Source organism: Qipengyuania xiamenensis (assembly GCF_019711495.1).
GTDB classification, from domain to species: Bacteria; Pseudomonadota; Alphaproteobacteria; order Sphingomonadales; family Sphingomonadaceae; genus Qipengyuania; species Qipengyuania xiamenensis.
Genome location: NZ_JAIGNM010000002.1, coordinates 232,230 through 247,839, shown reverse-complemented (window position 1 = coordinate 247,839; position 15,610 = coordinate 232,230). Strand labels below are relative to the sequence as shown.

Below are 15,610 nucleotides of genomic sequence, written 5' to 3'. Positions count from 1 at the left end.
GGAGTAGTCAGCATGAAGTTCAAGCTTATTGCGGCGGGCGCTTCGGCGCTCGCCCTTGCCGCCTGCGGTGGCGGTGAAACCGAGCCTGAGGCTCCCACGACCGACGAGATGGTCGCGATCCCGGACAGCCTTGCGCCCTTCGGTGAAGGCTATCCCAACGCGGGCGATCCCTGCCGGAATCTCGGCGAGAGCGCTGCCACCTCCAACTATCTCGACGACAGCGCGATGCTTGTCGGCTGCCCCAACCAGGCTTCGGCCGAAGCGCTGGGCGGCACGATTGTCGACACCGTCGACGGCGTGCGCCTCGTCAGCGTGCCGATGGGCGATGCGAATGCCGGGATGGGCGAAAACGGCCCGGTAGAGCCAGCCTATGGCGAGGGCGATGCCACGGTCGCGGGCACCGACTACAACGCCACCACGATGTTGAGCTGCGGATTCGACAACGGACCGCCCACTCAAACCTGCGACGCGGGGGTCAAGCGCAACTGGGGCGAGGACGGCACGCATCTGGTCGAGGTCACCAAGCCCGACGGCCGCAAGCGCGCGATTTTTTTCAACGGCACCACCCCCTATGGCGCGGACAGCGCACAGGCGGACGGTTCGGCCGGCTGGGACCTGACCTCGACGCGCGACGGCGACCAGGTAACGATCCGGTTCGGCCCGGAAACCTACGTTGTCGTGGATGCGCTTATTACGGGGGGATGAGCCCTACCGCTTCCAGAGCCAGTAGAGGATCCCCGCGTTGATGGCCGGTGAAAGGATCGCGAGCAGCGGTCCGCCGAGCCCCAGCCTGTCGCCCAGGATGTTCCACGGAAGGCCCAGTGGCATCAGGAAGACGCCGGAAAGCGGATCCCGCTCCTGTCCGAACCAACCGAATGTGCCCACTGCCAGCAGGAAAACCGCCAGTACGTAGAGCACCACGAAGACGATAAAAATCCACTTCATGGGGCGAAGCTACATCGCTTCTCCAGAAACACAAAGGGCCGCCGGTTTTCACCGGCGGCCCTTCCTGTTTTCGGGAGGCAGCGGCTTAGTCGACCACGTCCATTTCCTCGATCAGGCCCTGCGCGCCGTCGACCTTGTCCATCACCCACAGCATGTAGCGGGTGTCGACATGGATCGTGCGCGTGGTGCGCGGATCGAAATCCCAGTCCGAATTGACGCTTTCGAACGTACCGTCGAACAGCAGGCCGACGAGTTCGGCGCGCGCGTTGAGCGTCGCCGAGCCGCTGTTGCCGCCGGTGCTGTCGAGGTCGGACAGGAAGTTCACCGGCACCGAGCCGACTTCGGCCGAGTAGTACTTGCCGTAGTCCTTCTCGCGGATTTCCTGGAGCTGGCGCTCGGGCGCGTTGAACGGGTCCTCGCCCGTGTCCTTCTCGGTGATGCCCTCGAGCGTGGTGAACGGCAGGTAGGCCATGCCGTCCTTGGGCGAACCGCCGAGTACGGTGCCGTAGGTCACACGCAGCGTCGAGTTCGCATCGGGATAGGTCAGCAGGCCTTGGCTGCGCTGCCACTGGGTGATCGCTTCCATGTAGGCCGGACGAAGCGCCTGTGCGCGGCCAGCGCGTTCCTCGCCCTCGGCTTCAAGGCCGCGCTCGTATTCGTAGAGCGCAACAGCCAACTGCATGAAGGGATCGTCGAGCGCTTCGAGCTCGGCCGGGGTCGCTTCCATCAGCGCGAGGCGCGTGTCGACGTCGCCCAGCGTGGTGCCGGCATAGTAGGCGTCGAGCTTGGCCGACAGCGCCGCTTCGTCGAGATCGCCGGTCAGGCCGAGCGCCTCGTCGAACACGGCGACGCGGTTGCCCGCGGGCTCATCCATGTAGGTGTCGAGGAACAGCAGCCACTGCGCCTTGTCGACCGAGGCATCGTAGCGACGGTCGATCGCCTGCATGCCCTGGCGGAAGAAGGTCATGTCGCGGTCCTGGAAGCCGGGATCGCGAAGCGCGTCTTCCTTCTGGCGCTCATGCGCGAGGCGGTAGAGGCGCTGAGCGGTCGAGAGCAGCGTCGGGCGCGTCGCGAAATTGTACCAGAAGGCCTGGCGGGCCTTGGTCGCGCTTTCTTCCGAGAGCGCCTGCAGGCCGGCAATCGCCTCGCCATAGGCAGCGCGGCTATCGTCGGCAGCGATCCAGGCGGCGAGCGCTTCTTCACGCTCCGCACGGCGCTCGACAAGGCCGACGCGGCGTGCGCCTTCGAGCTGGCCGCGGGTGTTCTTCTCGAAGTTGTTGAGGCCGGCGAGAAGCGATTCATACTTCACGCGCGCGTCCGAACCTTCGGGAGCGGCTTCCTCGATCGTGTCGATCCAGTCGTTCACCAGCGTGACGTAGGTGGGGTAGGACCAGCTGAAAGTGTTTTCCACCTCGGCCAGCGTCGCATAGCGCGAGGTCGAACCCGGATAGCCGGCAGCCATCACGAAATCGCCTTCCTTCAGGCCCGATGCGCTCACCTTGAGGTGGTGCTCGGGCTCGTAGGGGACGTTGTCTTCCGAATAGTCGGCAGCCGAACCGTCGGGTGCGACATAGGCGCGGTAGAAGGCGAAGTCGCCGGTGTGGCGCGGCCACATCCAGTTGTCGATGTCGCCGCCGTATTTGCCGATGCTGTCGGCCGGAGCGTAGACGATGCGCACGTCGCGGATTTCGAGGCGCTCGATCAGCTTGTACTGCGCGCCGCCATAGAAGCTGGCGACCTGGCAGCGGTAACCGGCCTTTTCCTCGCACTCGGCGGTGATGTCCTTCTGCCGCTGCTCGATCGCGTCGTAGCGCTCCGTCGGGCTCATCGTGTCGATGCCGTCACGCACGCGGTCGGTCACGTCCGACAGGGCGGTGGTGACGTAAATGCGCGAGCCGGGGGCTGCGGGCAGTTCGTCGGTGAAGGTCTTCGCGAGGAAGCCGTTTTCGAGATAGTTGTTTTCAGCTGTCGAGTTGAACTGGACCGAGCCCCGCGCGCAGTGGTGGTTGGTGACCACGAGGCCCACTTCCGAAACGAAGCTGGCGGAGCAACCGCCGAGCGAAACGATTGCGCCCATCGGGAAGCCGGTCAGGTCCGACAGTGCCTCGGCATCGATTTCGAGGCCGGTCGCGCGAAGGTCTTCGGCGATTTCGGGCAGCTGGTCGGGCGTGAACATGCCTTCCTTGGCGGCAATAGGTGCGGAAGCGGCGCACGCCAGAAGGGCGGCGACAGTGGCGGTTTTACGCATGGAAAGTGAGTCCCCTAGAAATAACGCGCGACCCCTCGCGCGGGATGTTTCAACTCCTAGGAAGGATGGCCGAAGGCCGCAAGCAATCAGGCTTGTCGTTCGTCGAACAGCCGCCCACGACCGTCAAACGGGCATGGCGCAACGAAAAAGGCACCGCGAGCAGTGCGCCCGCGGTGCCTTGTGTCTGGCTCGACTGCCTGAAACGTCAGTCTTCGGTCTGTGCCGTTGCCTGCGCCTCGGTAGCCGCTGCAGCCTCTTCCAGCGCAGCTTCCGCTTCCTCGATCGCCTCGGCGGCTTCGGCGACAGCCTCGGCCGCTTCTTCGATAGCTTCGGCTTCGACTTCCATCTCAGCCGTTTCTTCACGCGCCTTCACGTCGATGATGCGGTCACGTTCGTAGGCGAGCACACCGTCCACCGGCGGGTGACGTCCGATCAGGATGCCGAAGAAGTTGTTCATCTTGCCGGCAGCACGGAGATCGGCCTGGACGACGTCGTAGTCAGCCAGGCTGCCGAAGTTCGAATACTCGACCGGCTTCGGCTCGCGACCCGTAGCTTCGTAACCTACGGTGGCCATCTTCATGTCTTCGTCGCTGGCCCATTCCTGCGCGAGGAAGGTACCAAGGTCAGTGACTTCACCGGCTTCGACCTCGAATTTGACCGTACCCATGCAGTAGCAGGTTCCGAGGGTCTGGCCATTGGGCATGTAGAAGATCGGACCATAATAGGTGTAGGTGCCCGGCTCGACCTGGATCATGTAGGAATAGCTCTTCTCGCCATCCGTATCCTTCGAGAACACGTATTGCGGGCCGAACGACACCAGCATGCGGCGCTCGATATCGCCGATGCTGAAGGTCTCGCGCGTTACGACTTCAGGCGCTTCGGGACGCGGCGAGCGCTTGGTGCGCTGGCCTTCCCAGATCTTCAGTTCCTTCTCGTAGCGCGCCTGACGGCTTTCATACCGCTTGGCTGCCTTCTCGTACTTCTCTTCCCATTCCTCGGTGTATTCCGCGATGTCGTCCGCATCGGGAGTTTTCACGAAGAGGCCATTCCCGCGATTGGGAAGCGTGAGGAGAATGTAGCCCTTGTCGGCTTCAATCGAATCCTTGCCCTTGAGGAGGTTCTTTTCCTCGATCTGCTTGTATTCGACTTCCTGCGCGACGGCGGGAGCAGCGACTGCGAGTGCTGCGCCGGTGGCGACAGCTGCGATTGCCTTGCGGATCATCTTCACGGTTCGACCCTCCCCTGCTCGGGCTTGGGACCGGATGCGACACGCGCCTGCATGAGCAGCTTGTTCTCGCGCTCGGTCGCCTCGGTCTGGCTGTTGCCTTCTTCGAAATTGAATTCCTGCCACAGGTCCTTTTCGAGACCGTAACGGTCATAGCCCTTGTAGAACATGCAGTTGCGCATGTTCACACGGCGCTGCTTGCGGCGCTCGCCCGATCCGAAGATAGCATCGGCCATAAGGCCGCCAATCGCGCCGCCGATGCCGCCTGCCAGCACGCCGTACTGCAGCATGTTCGCAGCCATGTCTCCGGCCGTGGGGCCTGCATAGAAGCTGATCCCGCTTGCTAGAGCATCACACTCGGTGATGTCGTAGTAAGCCGTCGCGAAATCGGTTTCCGGACGGTGGAAGTAGAAATACTTCTCGAAATCGTCGACATTGGCCTCAGCCATGTCGAACTGAAGCGCGGGCATGGGCACGGCTTCGATTTCTGCTTCGGTGAATTCCCGCTGCGGTTGCGGTTCGTCGACATATTGCGCCTGCGCAGCCACGGAAAGTGGCAGGGCAAGCAGAGCTAGACGGGCAAGACCCATTAGCGACCCCCAATACTGATGTTGAACTTACGATCCGAGCGAAGATTTAGCCGAAACGCCCGGATCGTCAACTTAATAAGGGTCGCCCAAGAGGCAGTTATTAACCGTCCAGTTTTGCCTTGAGGATCTGGTTTACAACCGCGGGATTGGCCTTGCCCTGCATCGCCTTCATCGTCTGTCCGACGAAGAAGCCGAACAGCTTGTCCTTGCCGCCGCGATACTGTTCGACCTTGTCCTCGTTATTGGCGAGGATTTCGTCGATCGCAGCTTCGATCGCGCCGGTGTCGCTGACCTGCTTGAGGCCCTTTTCGTCGGCAATGGCTTCGGGATCGCCACCGTCCTTGAGGACGAATTCGTAAATTTCCTTGGCCTGTCCGCCCGAGATTTCGCCCTTGTCCTGCATCGCGAGGATGCTGGCCTGCGCTTCGGCGGTGGCGTTGGCCATGTCCGCTTCGTCACCCAGGGACTTGGCGACACCTGGTGCGACCGAGAGCGCCCAGTTGGCGACCTGCGTCGCGACCTTCGCCTCGGGCTTGCCGATCTTGGCAGCAGTCGCCGCCAGCAGCGTCTCGAAGCGACCGAAAGTCTCGACTTCGGCGGTCAGTTCGCGCGCGTTGTAGGGCGTGAGGCCCAGCTCGTTCTCGTAGCGCGCACGCTTGGCGTCGGGGAGCTCGGGAAGCGAGGCGCGGCAGTCCTCGATGAAGCTGTCTTCCAGTTCGAGCGGCAGCAAGTCGGGATCGGGGAAGTAGCGATAGTCATGCGCATCTTCCTTCGAACGCATCGTCCGCGTGGTACCCGTGTTCGGATCGAACAGGCGCGTTTCCTGATCCACCGTGCCGCCGTTCTCGATCACGTCCACCTGGCGGTTTGCTTCGTATTCGATGACCTGCATCACGAAACGGACCGAGTTCACGTTCTTGGTCTCGGTACGCGTGCCGAATTCCTCGCCCGGGCGGCGGACCGACACGTTCACGTCGGCGCGCATCGAGCCTTCTTCCATGTTGCCGTCGCAGCTGCCGACATAGCGCAGGATCGAACGCAGCTTGCGAACATAGGCGCCAGCCTCCGCGGGGCTGCGCATGTCGGGCTTGGAGACGATCTCCATCAGCGCGATGCCCACACGATTGAGGTCGACATAGGACATGGTCGGATGCTGGTCGTGCATCAGCTTGCCCGCGTCCTGTTCGACGTGGATGCGCTCGATACCGATGATCTTGTCTTCCGGGATGCCGGCCTTCTCGTCCGCCTCGATATGCAGCGCGCCCTCGCCCACGATGGGGTGGTAAAGCTGGCTGATCTGGTAGCCTTGCGGCAAATCGGCGTAGAAGTAGTTCTTGCGGTCGAACCGGCTCCATTTGTTGATCTGCGCCTCGATCGCCATGCCGGTTCGCACCGCCTGGCGGATGCATTCACGGTTGGGAACGGGCAGCATGCCGGGCATCGCCGCATCGACGAGGCTGACCTGCGTGTTCGGCTCCGCGCCGAATGCGGTCGAAGCGCCCGAGAACAGCTTGGCGTTGGAGGTTACCTGCGCGTGGACTTCAAGGCCGATCACGACCTCCCATTCGCCGGTTGCGCCCTGGATGCGGTAAGTACTCATATCGTCTGCTCCTCGCGGCGGATGTAGACCAGGTTTTCACCCCTGATCAGCAGGTCGAAATTGCGCCTGCCCATTTCCGCCTGGAAATTCCTGCTCGTGCCCCGGTCGGGGAAAATGTGATCGTGCGGCTCGATATAGACCAGCGCGGCGCGGTCAAGCCAGCCGGTATTCGCAGCGAAAAGATCGTCTTCGAAACCCTCGATATCGACCTTCACCGCAAACAATTCGCCGCCTTCCACCATAGCGACGCAATCGTCGACAGTGACCACGCGGCAACCGCTGTCGGCGCGCTTGGTGGTGACCGCATAGGCCTCGACCTCGCTATCGACCGAGACGAAACCGCCCTCCCCGCCGATCGCCGCCTCGACGATCTCGATGCGTTCGCGGCCCGCACAGTTCTTTCGCGCCATGGCCGCATTCGCCGCATCGGGTTCGACGGCCACGATGCGTGCCTCGGGCCACTCACGGGCGAACCAAAGAGCCGCCGCGCCGATGTTGGCCCCGGCATCGACGATCACCGGCACATTGCCGCGCGACCGAATGGCCGCTTCGAAGCGCTTGAGACGGGCCACCTGCTCGTCCTGCGGGATGACATATTGCTCGTCGCGCCAGACCTGACGGACGACTTCGACATCGCTCGTGCCCGGACGCACCGAAATGCTCTCGCCCCTGCCGAGCGGAAGGTCTTTTCCGAAAACCGCCTTGGCAGTGAAGATCGGCCCGCCGCGAAGCAGGTCCTTGGCGGCGTCTAGGGCGCCGCCTTTCAAGCTCACCACCACTTCTCCGGCTGCGCTTCGAAACCGGCGCGCTGCTGGATCGCGAGGCCTGCGTTGAGAACGCCCTGCTCGTCGAACGGCTTGCCGACCAGCTGGAGGCCAAGCGGCAGTCCGTCGGAATTGATCGTGGCCGGAACGCTCATTGCGGGAAGACCTGCAAGCGATGCGGGAACGGCGAATACGTCGTTCAGATACATCGTCAGCGGATCGTCGTTGAGCGAGCCCAGCGGGAAGCTGGCCGTCGGCGTGGTCGGCGCGAGGATCACGTCGCACTGCTCGAACGCCTTCTCGAAGTCCTGCGCCACCAGCGTGCGGATTTTCTGCGCCTGCGTGTAATAGGCATCGTAGAAGCCGGCGCTCAGCACATAGGTACCGATCAGCACACGGCGCTTCACCTCGTCGCCGAAACCGGCAGCGCGGGTGGCGGCGTACATGTCCTGCAAGCCAGCGCCCTCGGGCAAATCGCGCAGGCCGTAACGCACGCCGTCATAGCGCGCGAGGTTGGACGAAGCTTCCGCCGGAGCGATGATGTAATAGGCGGGCAGCGCATATTTGGTGTGCGGCAGCGAGACGTCGACGATCTCCGCGCCAGCGTCGCGAAGCATCGCCTTGCCCTGTTCCCAGCTGTCGAGGATCGCCTGGTCGGTGCCGTCCATGCGGTATTCGCGCGGGATGCCGACCTTCTTGCCCTTCAGGTCTGCCGAAAGCGCCGCTTCCCAGTTGGGCACGTCCATCTGGAGACTGGTGGCATCCTTCGGATCGAAACCGGCCATCGCTTCGAGCATGATCGCACAGTCTTCGACCGAGCGCGCCATCGGGCCTGCCTGGTCGAGGCTGCTAGCAAAGGCCACGACGCCCCAGCGGCTGCAACGGCCATAGGTCGGCTTGATGCCGCAAATGCCGGTGAAGGCTGCGGGCTGGCGGATCGAGCCGCCGGTATCGGTGCCGGTCGCGGCAGGCGCGATGCGCGCGGCGACAGCGGAGGAGGAACCACCCGACGAACCGCCCGGGCTCATCGCGGCATTGGTGCCTGCCTTCTTCCACGGCGAATTGACGTTGCCGAAATAGCTCGTCTCGTTCGACGAACCCATCGCGAACTGGTCGAGATTGAGCTTGCCCAGCATGCCCGCACCCGCGTCCCACAGCTTCTGCGATACGGTGCTCTCATACTCGGGCTTGAAGCCTTCGAGGATGTGGCTGGCAGCGGTCGTCTGCACGCCCTTGGTGGCGAAGAGGTCCTTCATGCCGATGGGCACGCCGCCCATCTTGCCCAGATCCTCGCCTTTCGCGCGCTTGGCGTCCGTGGCATCTGCCGCGGCGAGCGCATGGTCGGGCGTGGTGACGATGAAGGCGTTGAGTTCGGCAGCCGCAGCAACGGCGGCGTTGAAGCTTTCGGCCACTTCACGCGCGGTGAAATCGCCGCCGGCCACGCCGTCGCGGATCTGCTTGACGCCAAGCTGGGTAAAGTCGGTCATTATTCGATCACCTTGGGCACGCCGAAGAAGCCGTGTTCGGCAACCGGTGCATTGGCGAGGACATCATCGCGGCGGCCACCCGAGGTTTCGGGGATCGCATCGACGACATCGTCGCGCAGGCGCAGCGTGTTCGGGATGACCGCGGTCATCGGCTCGACGCCCGAGGTATCGACCTCGCCGAGCTGTTCGACCCAGTCGAGGATGTTGTTGAGTTCGGGGACCATGCGATCCAGCTCCTCGTCGCCCATCTTGATACGGGCGAGCGAGGCGATCTTGGCCACTTCTTCGCGTGTGACTGACATGGGCAGCGCGTTAGCCGCGCGTGCCCATGTCTTCAAGCGCGTAAACGCCTACTGGGGCGCTTCTTCGCCCTCGGGAGCGCCTTGCCCACCCGGACCTGCACCCATCATCGACTGAAGGGCCGCTGCACGCGCCTGGAAATCTTCCTTGCTCATGAAATCGACGACCTCGACTTCGAAGGTGAGCGCGGCGTTGGGCGGGATCGGCGAACCGGGAGGCGGCTCTGCGCCATAGGCCATGTCGCCGGGAATGGTCAGCTCGTACTTTCCGCCCTTCTGCATCTGGGAAAGACCCTCGATGAAGCCGGGAATGATCGCGCCTTCTTCCAAGAGCAGCGGGTTGCCCTCGGGGAAGATGCCCGGCGGAATCGGGAGCGGCTGGGAACGGTCGAACTCGGTGCCGTCGGCCAGCTTGCCGACATATTGCACGAAAACGACGTCGCCGATCTGCGGATTGGGTCCGGTGCCTTCGGTGATCGTGTCGACGCTCAGGCCCTTGGGCGCTGCCGCCCATGCAAGGCCTGCGCCCAGCAGGATGGCGACGATGACGCCCAGCCAGAGTTTGGCGAGCGATCCCTTCTTGATGGGCTGGAGCGGTACGCGGGTGATCTCGGTCATGAAAATTCGTCCTGATACGCAAAGGGCGCGGATTTCTCCGCGCCCTCATGGCTTAGCTTAGGTGCTGGTGCAACGGCTTACTTGATGCCGTCACGCTCCATACGCTTACGCTCGAGCTTACGGGCGCGGCGAACGGCAGCAGCCTTTTCACGGGCGCGCTTTTCGCTGGGCTTCTCGTAGTGGCGGCGCAGCTTCATTTCGCGATACACGCCTTCACGCTGCAGCTTCTTCTTGAGCGCGCGGAGGGCCTGGTCGACATTGTTATCGCGAACCATGATCTGCATAAACTTCAATACCTCGACTTTACGGGCCAGAGCCCGCGTCAGTAGCGGGGTATGCCTCCTTGAATAGGGTGTCGCTTAATCAACGAAAAGCGCGCCGAATCCGTTCCGGACCGGCTCGAATGGCGCGCACATACGGATTCGCGATGAAAAAGGCAAGCGTGCTCTATCGCCTTTCATAGCAGGCCATGAGCGGCTAGGGGCTGGGACGATGTCCACCCTGTCCCCCATTGTCGCAACCCTGCACGTCGCCCTTGGCGGCGCGGCGGGCGCTGCGCTGCGTTACCAGACGGGGCGCGCCATGACCAACTGGCTCGGCGCCCCTATCGTGACCGCGTTTCCTTTCGCCACCCTCGCCGTCAATGCGGTGGGCAGCCTGCTGATGGGCCTGCTCGCCGGCTGGCTTGCCCGGCACGGCGGCGAAAACAGCGAACAGCTGCGCGTCCTGCTGGGTGTCGGCCTGCTCGGCGGCTTCACCACCTTTTCCGCCTTCAGCCTCGAAATGGTGCTGATGATCGAGCGCGGGCAGTACCTGTTCGCCTCGCTCTATGCGATTTTATCGTTCGCGCTCGGTATCAGCGGGCTGATGGTCGGACTGGCCGTAATGAGGATTGCAGCGTGAAGACCTCCGACGAAGTACGCAATTTCACCGTGGAAGCGGATGATGACGGCATCCGGCTGGATCGCTGGTTCAAGCGCCACCTCCCGCAGATCGGCTTCGGTACGGTCAGCAAGTGGGCGCGCACCGGCCAGATCCGCGTCGACGGAAGTCGCGCCAAGCCTGACGATCGCCTGCAGGAAGGCCAGCAGATCCGCGTGCCGCCGGGCGGCGATGCCCCGCACAAGAAGCCCAAGGAAAAGCGCGAGCTGACCAAGGCCGAGCTCGAACAGGCCGAGGCGATGCTGGTCAAGAAGACCAAGAGCGCGCTTGTCATCAACAAGCCGCCGGGCCTCGCGACGCAGGGCGGCACCAACACCTTCAACCATGTCGACGGCCTGCTCGACGCCTATATGGAAGACGGCGACGAGCAGCGCCCGCGCCTCGTCCACCGGCTCGACAAGGATACGTCGGGCATCCTGCTGGTCGCCCGCACCCCGGGTAGCGCGGCATACTTTTCCAAGCGGTTTTCCGGCCGCAGTGCCAAGAAGATCTACTGGGCGCTCGTCGTCGGCGTTCCCGACATCAAGCAGGGCGTGATCGAGGCTCCGCTCGCCAAGCAGCCCGGTTCGGGCGGCGAGAAGATGCATGTCGACCACGAAGGCGGGCAACCGGCCAAGACCAAGTACCGCGTCGTCGAGACCGCGGGCAAGAAGGTCGCCTGGCTCGAGCTCCAGCCGATGACCGGCCGCACCCACCAACTGCGCGTGCATTGCGCGGCGATGGGCCATCCGATCGTGGGCGATGGCAAGTATGGCGGGAAGGATGCCTTCCTGACCGGCTCGGTCAGCCGCAAGATGCACCTGCACGCCCGCCGCCTGATCATCGACAGCCCCGATGGCGGCAAGCTCGACGTGACGGCAGACCTGCCCGAACATTTCGCGGCCAGCATGGAGCAGATCGGCTTCAACGAGAACGCCAGCGACGCCACACCCATGCGTGACGATCCTCCGCCCGCAACGCGCGAGGAGAAAAAGCAGAAGGCCCGCCAGCACGCGAAGGCCTATCGCAAGTCGCAGCGCGGACCGCGCCGCGCGCGCGGTGGTACCGGCGGAAAGCCCAAGGGTCGTCCTGCGCCAAAGGGCAAGAAGTGAACCGCCTCGTCGTATTCGATTGCGACGGGACACTCGTCGACGGACAGGCGGCCATTTGCGACACGATGGACGACGCCTTCGCCGCCGCGAAGCTCGGACCGCCCGATCGCAACGAGGTGCGCCGGATGGTCGGGCTGAGCCTCCCGCAGGCGCTCGGCATCCTTGCCCCCGATGCGAGTGACGAGCAGCGCGCGGTCGCGCTCGAGGCTTACAAGGCCGGTTACCGCAGCAGGCGCGAGACAGGAATTCTCGAAGAGCCGCTCTACGAAGGCATGGCCGCGCTGATCGAGCGGCTCGATGCGGCCGGATGGCTGCTGGGCGTGGCTACCGGGAAGAGCGACCGGGGTCTCCATGCCTGTCTCGACACGCATGGCATCAAGCATCGCTTCGTCACGCTGCAGACTGCCGACCGCCATCCGAGCAAGCCGCATCCAGCGATGCTCGAACAGGCGCTGGCCGAGGCCGGTGTGGAAGCGGGCCATGCCGTTATGATCGGCGATACCAGCTTCGACATGGACATGGCACGCGCGGCGAACGTGCGTGCCATCGGCGTCGCCTGGGGCTATCACGAGCCGCGCGAACTGATCGCAGCGGGGGCTGTCGGCGTGGCCGATACGATGGAACAACTGGAGGAATTGATAGGTGGCTGAACCCGATCCTGCGGCGCGCAAGTTCTGGATCCTTCAGGCGGCCCGTTTTGGAGCCGTACTGATGGTCTTCATCGGCGCCCTGATCATCGGCAAGATCCTCGATCTGCCCGAAGCTGTCGGATATGTGCTGCTCGTCATCGGCGCGGTGGAGTTCTTCCTCGTGCCCCGGATCCTGATGAGAAGCTGGCAAAAGAACGGACAATGAAGCGTTTCTATAAGGAAGTTACGACCGCCAGCACCGAACTAGGCTGGACGGTTTCTCTAGATGGCCGCCCGATCAAGACGCAGGGCGGACAGCCGCAGGTCGTGCCGGGCGAGGAACTTGCCGAGATGCTCGCCGCCGAATGGCGCGAACAGGGCGAGGACATCGACCCGAGCACGTTCCGCTATCGCGACATGACCGACTATGCGCTCGACGTGATCGCCCGCGACAAGGATGCCGTGGTCGAAAAGCTGCTCGGCTATGCGGAGACCGACACGCTTTGCTACCGCGCCGATCCGGAAGAGGCACTCTACCGCCGCCAGCAGGAAGTGTGGGAGCCGATCGTCGCCGGAATGGAAGCGCGCGAAGGCGTGGCGCTGCACCGGATCAGCGGCATCCTGCACCGCCCGCAGACCGAGGAAACGCTCGCCAGGCTGCGCAGCAGGCTGGAAGCGCTCGACGCCTTCACCCTGACGGCGCTCGAACAGACCACCTCGCTCGCAGCTTCGCTCTGCATCGGGCTCGAGGCACTGGAAGACAGTGCCGATGGCGAGGCGCTGTGGGATGCGGCGAATCTCGAAGAGGACTGGCAAGCGGACCTGTGGGGCCGCGACGAAGAGGCCGAGGAGCGCCGTGCAAAACGCAAGGGCGATTTCCTCGCAGCAATCCGCTTCGCGAAGGCAGGCTGACGCCGGCAGGTTGCCGACCAGGGCGGGTCTATTCCTGACTTAGCAGTTCCGCCTGCTTGCGTTGGCTCATGATCCCCATGCACATGAGCGGCCCCGTCCTGTCCTCCAGCTTCGGATCGACGAAAAGCCCGACCCAATCCGGTGAGGTTTCGCCAGTGACGGCAATTTGCTGCTCGGGGGTGGCGGGCCCCAGACGCGCACCCCTGACTCCGCATTCGCGTGCTTCCGCCAGATAGTGCTCGAGCACGTCGCGAGGTCCGACCCCGACCACGATGACGTCGTCGTTCTTGTCCACCCGCAAACCGTAGTGGTCCGCTGGCAGGTCGCAGCCGCCGCTAGTTTCACTGCGGTTTGCCGAGGGCGTCACAGTCGTTGCTACCGCCGAAGTTGCATCGCGCACCTCGTCGGGCGAGTTTTTCCACGGCCACCAGCCCGGTGACAGCCTGACAACCGTCATTTCGCCGGAGCTGCCGCGGCAATCGATCGTCCAGCCATGCTCGGAGACGATGTCCTCGATCAATGCGATCTGCGGTGGCATGCCTGTCGCCAGCAAGCTCTCGTCGGTCAGCTCGCGCTTCGACCACACGAGATCGTAGGCGAGGAGCGCGAGGCCCAGCGCACAAATAATCCAGAAGACGTTCTTCAAGTCAGCGATCCAGATTGCAGCGTCGCTCGAAAGCGGAACAAGTCAGTCCGTGGGGGCGAGAATTACTCCACCCACTCCGCGACCTGTCCCGCCACATCGTTTGCCGCGCGGTTGAGCGCCGGTCCCACGCTGCCGACATCGGCGGCAACGCCCGGCACGCTGGCTTCGAAGCGCCGCGTCTCGACCGCACTGCCTTCGCCCGGGCGGACGGCGTCGAAGACGACGACCACGCTGCCGCTGCGCGCGTCATAGCCGAACTGGCGCAGTGTCCCGGTCAGGCGATTGGTGGCGAGCGCACCCGGATCGTCGCCATCCACCACCACGCGGTTCGAGCGGGTGCGGATCGTTTCGGCGATCAGGCGGCGGAACAGGCGCGCGGGCCTTTCGACCCACACCGCATCCTTGAGATAGGCGATCTCCGTGTCGGAGACCTGCACCGGCACGCGGGTGACGTTGAGCGCCGCCGGAGCCTGGAATTCAACCAGCGAGATCGCCGTGTCCGCCGTGCTCGACCCGCCGGTGCCCGCAGGTGCGGTCGCGGTCGGCGTCAGCGTAAGCAGGCTCTCGGGCGGTTCGCTACCGAAAGACAGGCACCCGCCCAGCAGCAATGCAGGGGCAAGGACGGCGAGTTTGAAATGCGTGGTCATCGCAGCTTTGCCCCTTCTCACGGCTCGTACTCGGGCAGCGGCTGCCCTTCGAGGAGCGCGCCAGCGCCCTTCTCGTCGATCTTTTCGGTCACTTCGCGCAGCGCCTTGCTGGTCGCGCGCAAATCACGCAGCGTAGCCTCGGCCGCCGGAAGCGTGCTTTCGGTAAGCTGCTTGGTAGCGGGACGCACCTCGGCGAGTACGCCCTGCAGTTCTTCCGATGCATCACCGGCCTGCTTCAGCGTGGTGCGCAGCTGGTCGGCCAGTTGCGCGCCTTCCTGGTTGAGCAGGCGGTCGGTCGAAGCCGTCACCTTCTCGAACTGGTCGAGCGCTTCGGATGCTTCGCGCAGGGTCACCTGCAGTTCGGCCATGGTCCGTTCGAACTGCGGCGCGGTCTGCGCAAGGTCGGCTGTCATGCGGTTGGTATTCGCAAGGATACCGGCGATCTCGCCTTGGTTTTCCTCGTCGAGCAGCTGCGTCAGGCGTTCGGTCAGCGTGGCCAGCCGTTCCAGCAGCAGCGGGGCGTTGGACAGCAGCGCGTTCACGCCGCCGAGCTTGGGCGGGATGATCGGCACGCCTTCGGTGCAGGCGGTGGTATCGCAGGAAATCGCAGGAGCGCCGCTGCGTGCACCGTCGAGCAGGATGGTCGACACGCCGGTAAAGCTTCCTTGGATGGTCGCGGTGGTGCCGACGAGGATCGGCACATCTTCCTTCACGCTGATGCGCACGCGGACGAATTCGGGGTCCTTGTCCCACAGGACGATCTGGCTGACCTGCCCGACGGGTACACCCGCAAAGCTGACCTGGCTGCCGTTGGCGAGGCCCGACACGCTTTCTTTGAAGAAGATGTCGTAGTCCTTCTGCGCGCCTTCGCCCCAGCGCGCGATCCACACGATAAAGAGCGCCAGCGCCGCCAGCACTGCGAGCGTAACAGCCCCCACCCAAACGTAATTTGCCCGCGTTTCCATTG

The 15,610-nt window shown here is 63.9% G+C and carries 19 protein-coding genes; 6 read left to right on the top strand and 13 right to left on the bottom strand.

Annotated features, from left to right (window positions below):
* Positions 1 to 12 precede the first annotated feature (12 nt).
* Complete coding sequence (locus K3165_RS09450) at positions 13 to 705, top strand: hypothetical protein (RefSeq protein ID WP_221548636.1); 693 nt, start codon at positions 13 to 15, stop codon at positions 703 to 705.
* A 3-nt stretch (positions 706 to 708) separates the two neighbouring features.
* Here K3165_RS09450 and K3165_RS09445 read toward each other — a convergent pair whose 3' ends face one another.
* The 10 genes from K3165_RS09445 to rpsU all read right to left on the bottom strand — a co-directional run bounded on the left by K3165_RS09445 (position 709) and on the right by rpsU (position 10,060).
* On the bottom strand, positions 709 to 945 hold the full coding sequence (locus K3165_RS09445; RefSeq protein WP_221548635.1) for a hypothetical protein: 237 nt from the start codon (positions 943 to 945) through the stop codon (positions 709 to 711).
* A gap of 85 nt (positions 946 to 1,030) precedes the next feature.
* Positions 1,031 to 3,193, bottom strand: coding sequence for a S46 family peptidase (locus tag K3165_RS09440; RefSeq protein ID WP_221548634.1), 2,163 nt, complete (start codon positions 3,191 to 3,193; stop codon positions 1,031 to 1,033).
* A 205-nt stretch (positions 3,194 to 3,398) separates the two neighbouring features.
* Positions 3,399 to 4,415, bottom strand: coding sequence for a hypothetical protein (locus K3165_RS09435; protein ID WP_221548633.1), 1,017 nt, complete (start codon positions 4,413 to 4,415; stop codon positions 3,399 to 3,401).
* A 2-nt stretch (positions 4,416 to 4,417) separates the two neighbouring features.
* On the bottom strand, positions 4,418 to 4,966 hold the full coding sequence (locus K3165_RS09430; RefSeq protein ID WP_221548632.1) for a hypothetical protein: 549 nt from the start codon (positions 4,964 to 4,966) through the stop codon (positions 4,418 to 4,420).
* A 142-nt stretch (positions 4,967 to 5,108) separates the two neighbouring features.
* Complete coding sequence (gatB, locus tag K3165_RS09425) at positions 5,109 to 6,608, bottom strand: Asp-tRNA(Asn)/Glu-tRNA(Gln) amidotransferase subunit GatB (RefSeq protein WP_221548631.1); 1,500 nt, start codon at positions 6,606 to 6,608, stop codon at positions 5,109 to 5,111.
* Complete coding sequence (locus K3165_RS09420; RefSeq protein WP_221548630.1) at positions 6,605 to 7,381, bottom strand: FkbM family methyltransferase; 777 nt, start codon at positions 7,379 to 7,381, stop codon at positions 6,605 to 6,607. Before K3165_RS09420 ends, gatB begins: the two co-directional genes overlap by 4 nt.
* Positions 7,378 to 8,859 (bottom strand): Asp-tRNA(Asn)/Glu-tRNA(Gln) amidotransferase subunit GatA, encoded by a 1,482-nt coding sequence (gatA, locus tag K3165_RS09415; RefSeq protein WP_221548629.1) that lies wholly within the window; start codon positions 8,857 to 8,859, stop codon positions 7,378 to 7,380. The genes K3165_RS09420 and gatA overlap by 4 nt, the downstream gene beginning before the upstream one ends.
* Positions 8,859 to 9,161, bottom strand: a complete 303-nt coding sequence (gatC, locus tag K3165_RS09410) for an Asp-tRNA(Asn)/Glu-tRNA(Gln) amidotransferase subunit GatC (RefSeq protein ID WP_221430504.1) — start codon at positions 9,159 to 9,161, stop codon at positions 8,859 to 8,861. The genes gatA and gatC overlap by 1 nt, the downstream gene beginning before the upstream one ends.
* A gap of 48 nt (positions 9,162 to 9,209) precedes the next feature.
* On the bottom strand, positions 9,210 to 9,776 hold the full coding sequence (locus K3165_RS09405; RefSeq protein WP_221548628.1) for an FKBP-type peptidyl-prolyl cis-trans isomerase: 567 nt from the start codon (positions 9,774 to 9,776) through the stop codon (positions 9,210 to 9,212).
* Between the two features lie 77 nt (positions 9,777 to 9,853).
* Positions 9,854 to 10,060, bottom strand: a complete 207-nt coding sequence (gene rpsU, locus K3165_RS09400) for a 30S ribosomal protein S21 (RefSeq protein WP_006834591.1) — start codon at positions 10,058 to 10,060, stop codon at positions 9,854 to 9,856.
* 208 nt (positions 10,061 to 10,268) lie between these two features.
* On the opposite strand from rpsU, the gene crcB reads away from it, so the two are divergent.
* The 5 genes from crcB to K3165_RS09375 are packed head-to-tail and all read left to right on the top strand — an operon-like array spanning position 10,269 to position 13,350.
* Positions 10,269 to 10,679: a fluoride efflux transporter CrcB gene (gene crcB, locus K3165_RS09395; RefSeq protein WP_221548627.1), complete on the top strand. Its 411-nt coding sequence runs from the start codon at positions 10,269 to 10,271 to the stop codon at positions 10,677 to 10,679.
* Positions 10,676 to 11,809 carry an RluA family pseudouridine synthase gene (locus K3165_RS09390; RefSeq protein WP_221548626.1) on the top strand — a complete coding sequence of 378 codons (1,134 nt, stop codon included), beginning with the start codon at positions 10,676 to 10,678 and terminating at the stop codon, positions 11,807 to 11,809. The genes crcB and K3165_RS09390 overlap by 4 nt, the downstream gene beginning before the upstream one ends.
* Positions 11,806 to 12,459, top strand: coding sequence for an HAD-IA family hydrolase (locus K3165_RS09385; RefSeq protein WP_221548625.1), 654 nt, complete (start codon positions 11,806 to 11,808; stop codon positions 12,457 to 12,459). Before K3165_RS09390 ends, K3165_RS09385 begins: the two co-directional genes overlap by 4 nt.
* The gene (locus tag K3165_RS09380; protein ID WP_221548624.1) at positions 12,452 to 12,664 is read left to right on the top strand and encodes a hypothetical protein; all 213 of its coding nucleotides are present in this window, start codon (positions 12,452 to 12,454) and stop codon (positions 12,662 to 12,664) included. Before K3165_RS09385 ends, K3165_RS09380 begins: the two co-directional genes overlap by 8 nt.
* On the top strand, positions 12,661 to 13,350 hold the full coding sequence (locus K3165_RS09375; RefSeq protein WP_221548623.1) for an ATP12 family chaperone protein: 690 nt from the start codon (positions 12,661 to 12,663) through the stop codon (positions 13,348 to 13,350). The genes K3165_RS09380 and K3165_RS09375 overlap by 4 nt, the downstream gene beginning before the upstream one ends.
* A 28-nt stretch (positions 13,351 to 13,378) precedes the next feature.
* Here K3165_RS09375 and K3165_RS09370 read toward each other — a convergent pair whose 3' ends face one another.
* The 3 genes from K3165_RS09370 to K3165_RS09360 form a co-directional block, all read right to left on the bottom strand.
* Positions 13,379 to 13,996, bottom strand: a complete 618-nt coding sequence (locus K3165_RS09370) for a hypothetical protein (RefSeq protein WP_221548622.1) — start codon at positions 13,994 to 13,996, stop codon at positions 13,379 to 13,381.
* Between the two features lie 62 nt (positions 13,997 to 14,058).
* Positions 14,059 to 14,643, bottom strand: coding sequence for an ABC-type transport auxiliary lipoprotein family protein (locus tag K3165_RS09365; protein ID WP_221548621.1), 585 nt, complete (start codon positions 14,641 to 14,643; stop codon positions 14,059 to 14,061).
* Positions 14,644 to 14,660: 17 nt separating this feature from the next.
* Complete coding sequence (locus K3165_RS09360; RefSeq protein ID WP_221548620.1) at positions 14,661 to 15,608, bottom strand: MlaD family protein; 948 nt, start codon at positions 15,606 to 15,608, stop codon at positions 14,661 to 14,663.
* Between the last annotated feature and the right edge of the window lie 2 nt (positions 15,609 to 15,610).

Bases quoted from the DNA above. Each gene is read 5' to 3' on its own strand.
- gatC (WP_221430504.1), bottom strand. From the start codon at position 9,161: ATGTCAGTCACACGCGAAGAAGTGGCCAAGATCGCCTCGCTCGCCCGT.
- K3165_RS09365 (WP_221548621.1), bottom strand. From the start codon at position 14,643: ATGACCACGCATTTCAAACTCGCCGTCCTTGCCCCTGCATTGCTGCTG.
- K3165_RS09445 (WP_221548635.1), bottom strand. From the start codon at position 945: ATGAAGTGGATTTTTATCGTCTTCGTGGTGCTCTACGTACTGGCGGTT.
- K3165_RS09440 (WP_221548634.1), bottom strand. From the start codon at position 3,193: ATGCGTAAAACCGCCACTGTCGCCGCCCTTCTGGCGTGCGCCGCTTCC.
- gatA (WP_221548629.1), bottom strand. From the start codon at position 8,859: ATGACCGACTTTACCCAGCTTGGCGTCAAGCAGATCCGCGACGGCGTG.
- K3165_RS09405 (WP_221548628.1), bottom strand. From the start codon at position 9,776: ATGACCGAGATCACCCGCGTACCGCTCCAGCCCATCAAGAAGGGATCG.
- K3165_RS09435 (WP_221548633.1), bottom strand. From the start codon at position 4,415: ATGATCCGCAAGGCAATCGCAGCTGTCGCCACCGGCGCAGCACTCGCA.
- K3165_RS09375 (WP_221548623.1), top strand. From the start codon at position 12,661: ATGAAGCGTTTCTATAAGGAAGTTACGACCGCCAGCACCGAACTAGGC.
- crcB (WP_221548627.1), top strand. From the start codon at position 10,269: ATGTCCACCCTGTCCCCCATTGTCGCAACCCTGCACGTCGCCCTTGGC.
- gatB (WP_221548631.1), bottom strand. From the start codon at position 6,608: ATGAGTACTTACCGCATCCAGGGCGCAACCGGCGAATGGGAGGTCGTG.
- K3165_RS09450 (WP_221548636.1), top strand. From the start codon at position 13: ATGAAGTTCAAGCTTATTGCGGCGGGCGCTTCGGCGCTCGCCCTTGCC.
- K3165_RS09360 (WP_221548620.1), bottom strand. From the start codon at position 15,608: ATGGAAACGCGGGCAAATTACGTTTGGGTGGGGGCTGTTACGCTCGCA.
- rpsU (WP_006834591.1), bottom strand. From the start codon at position 10,060: ATGCAGATCATGGTTCGCGATAACAATGTCGACCAGGCCCTCCGCGCG.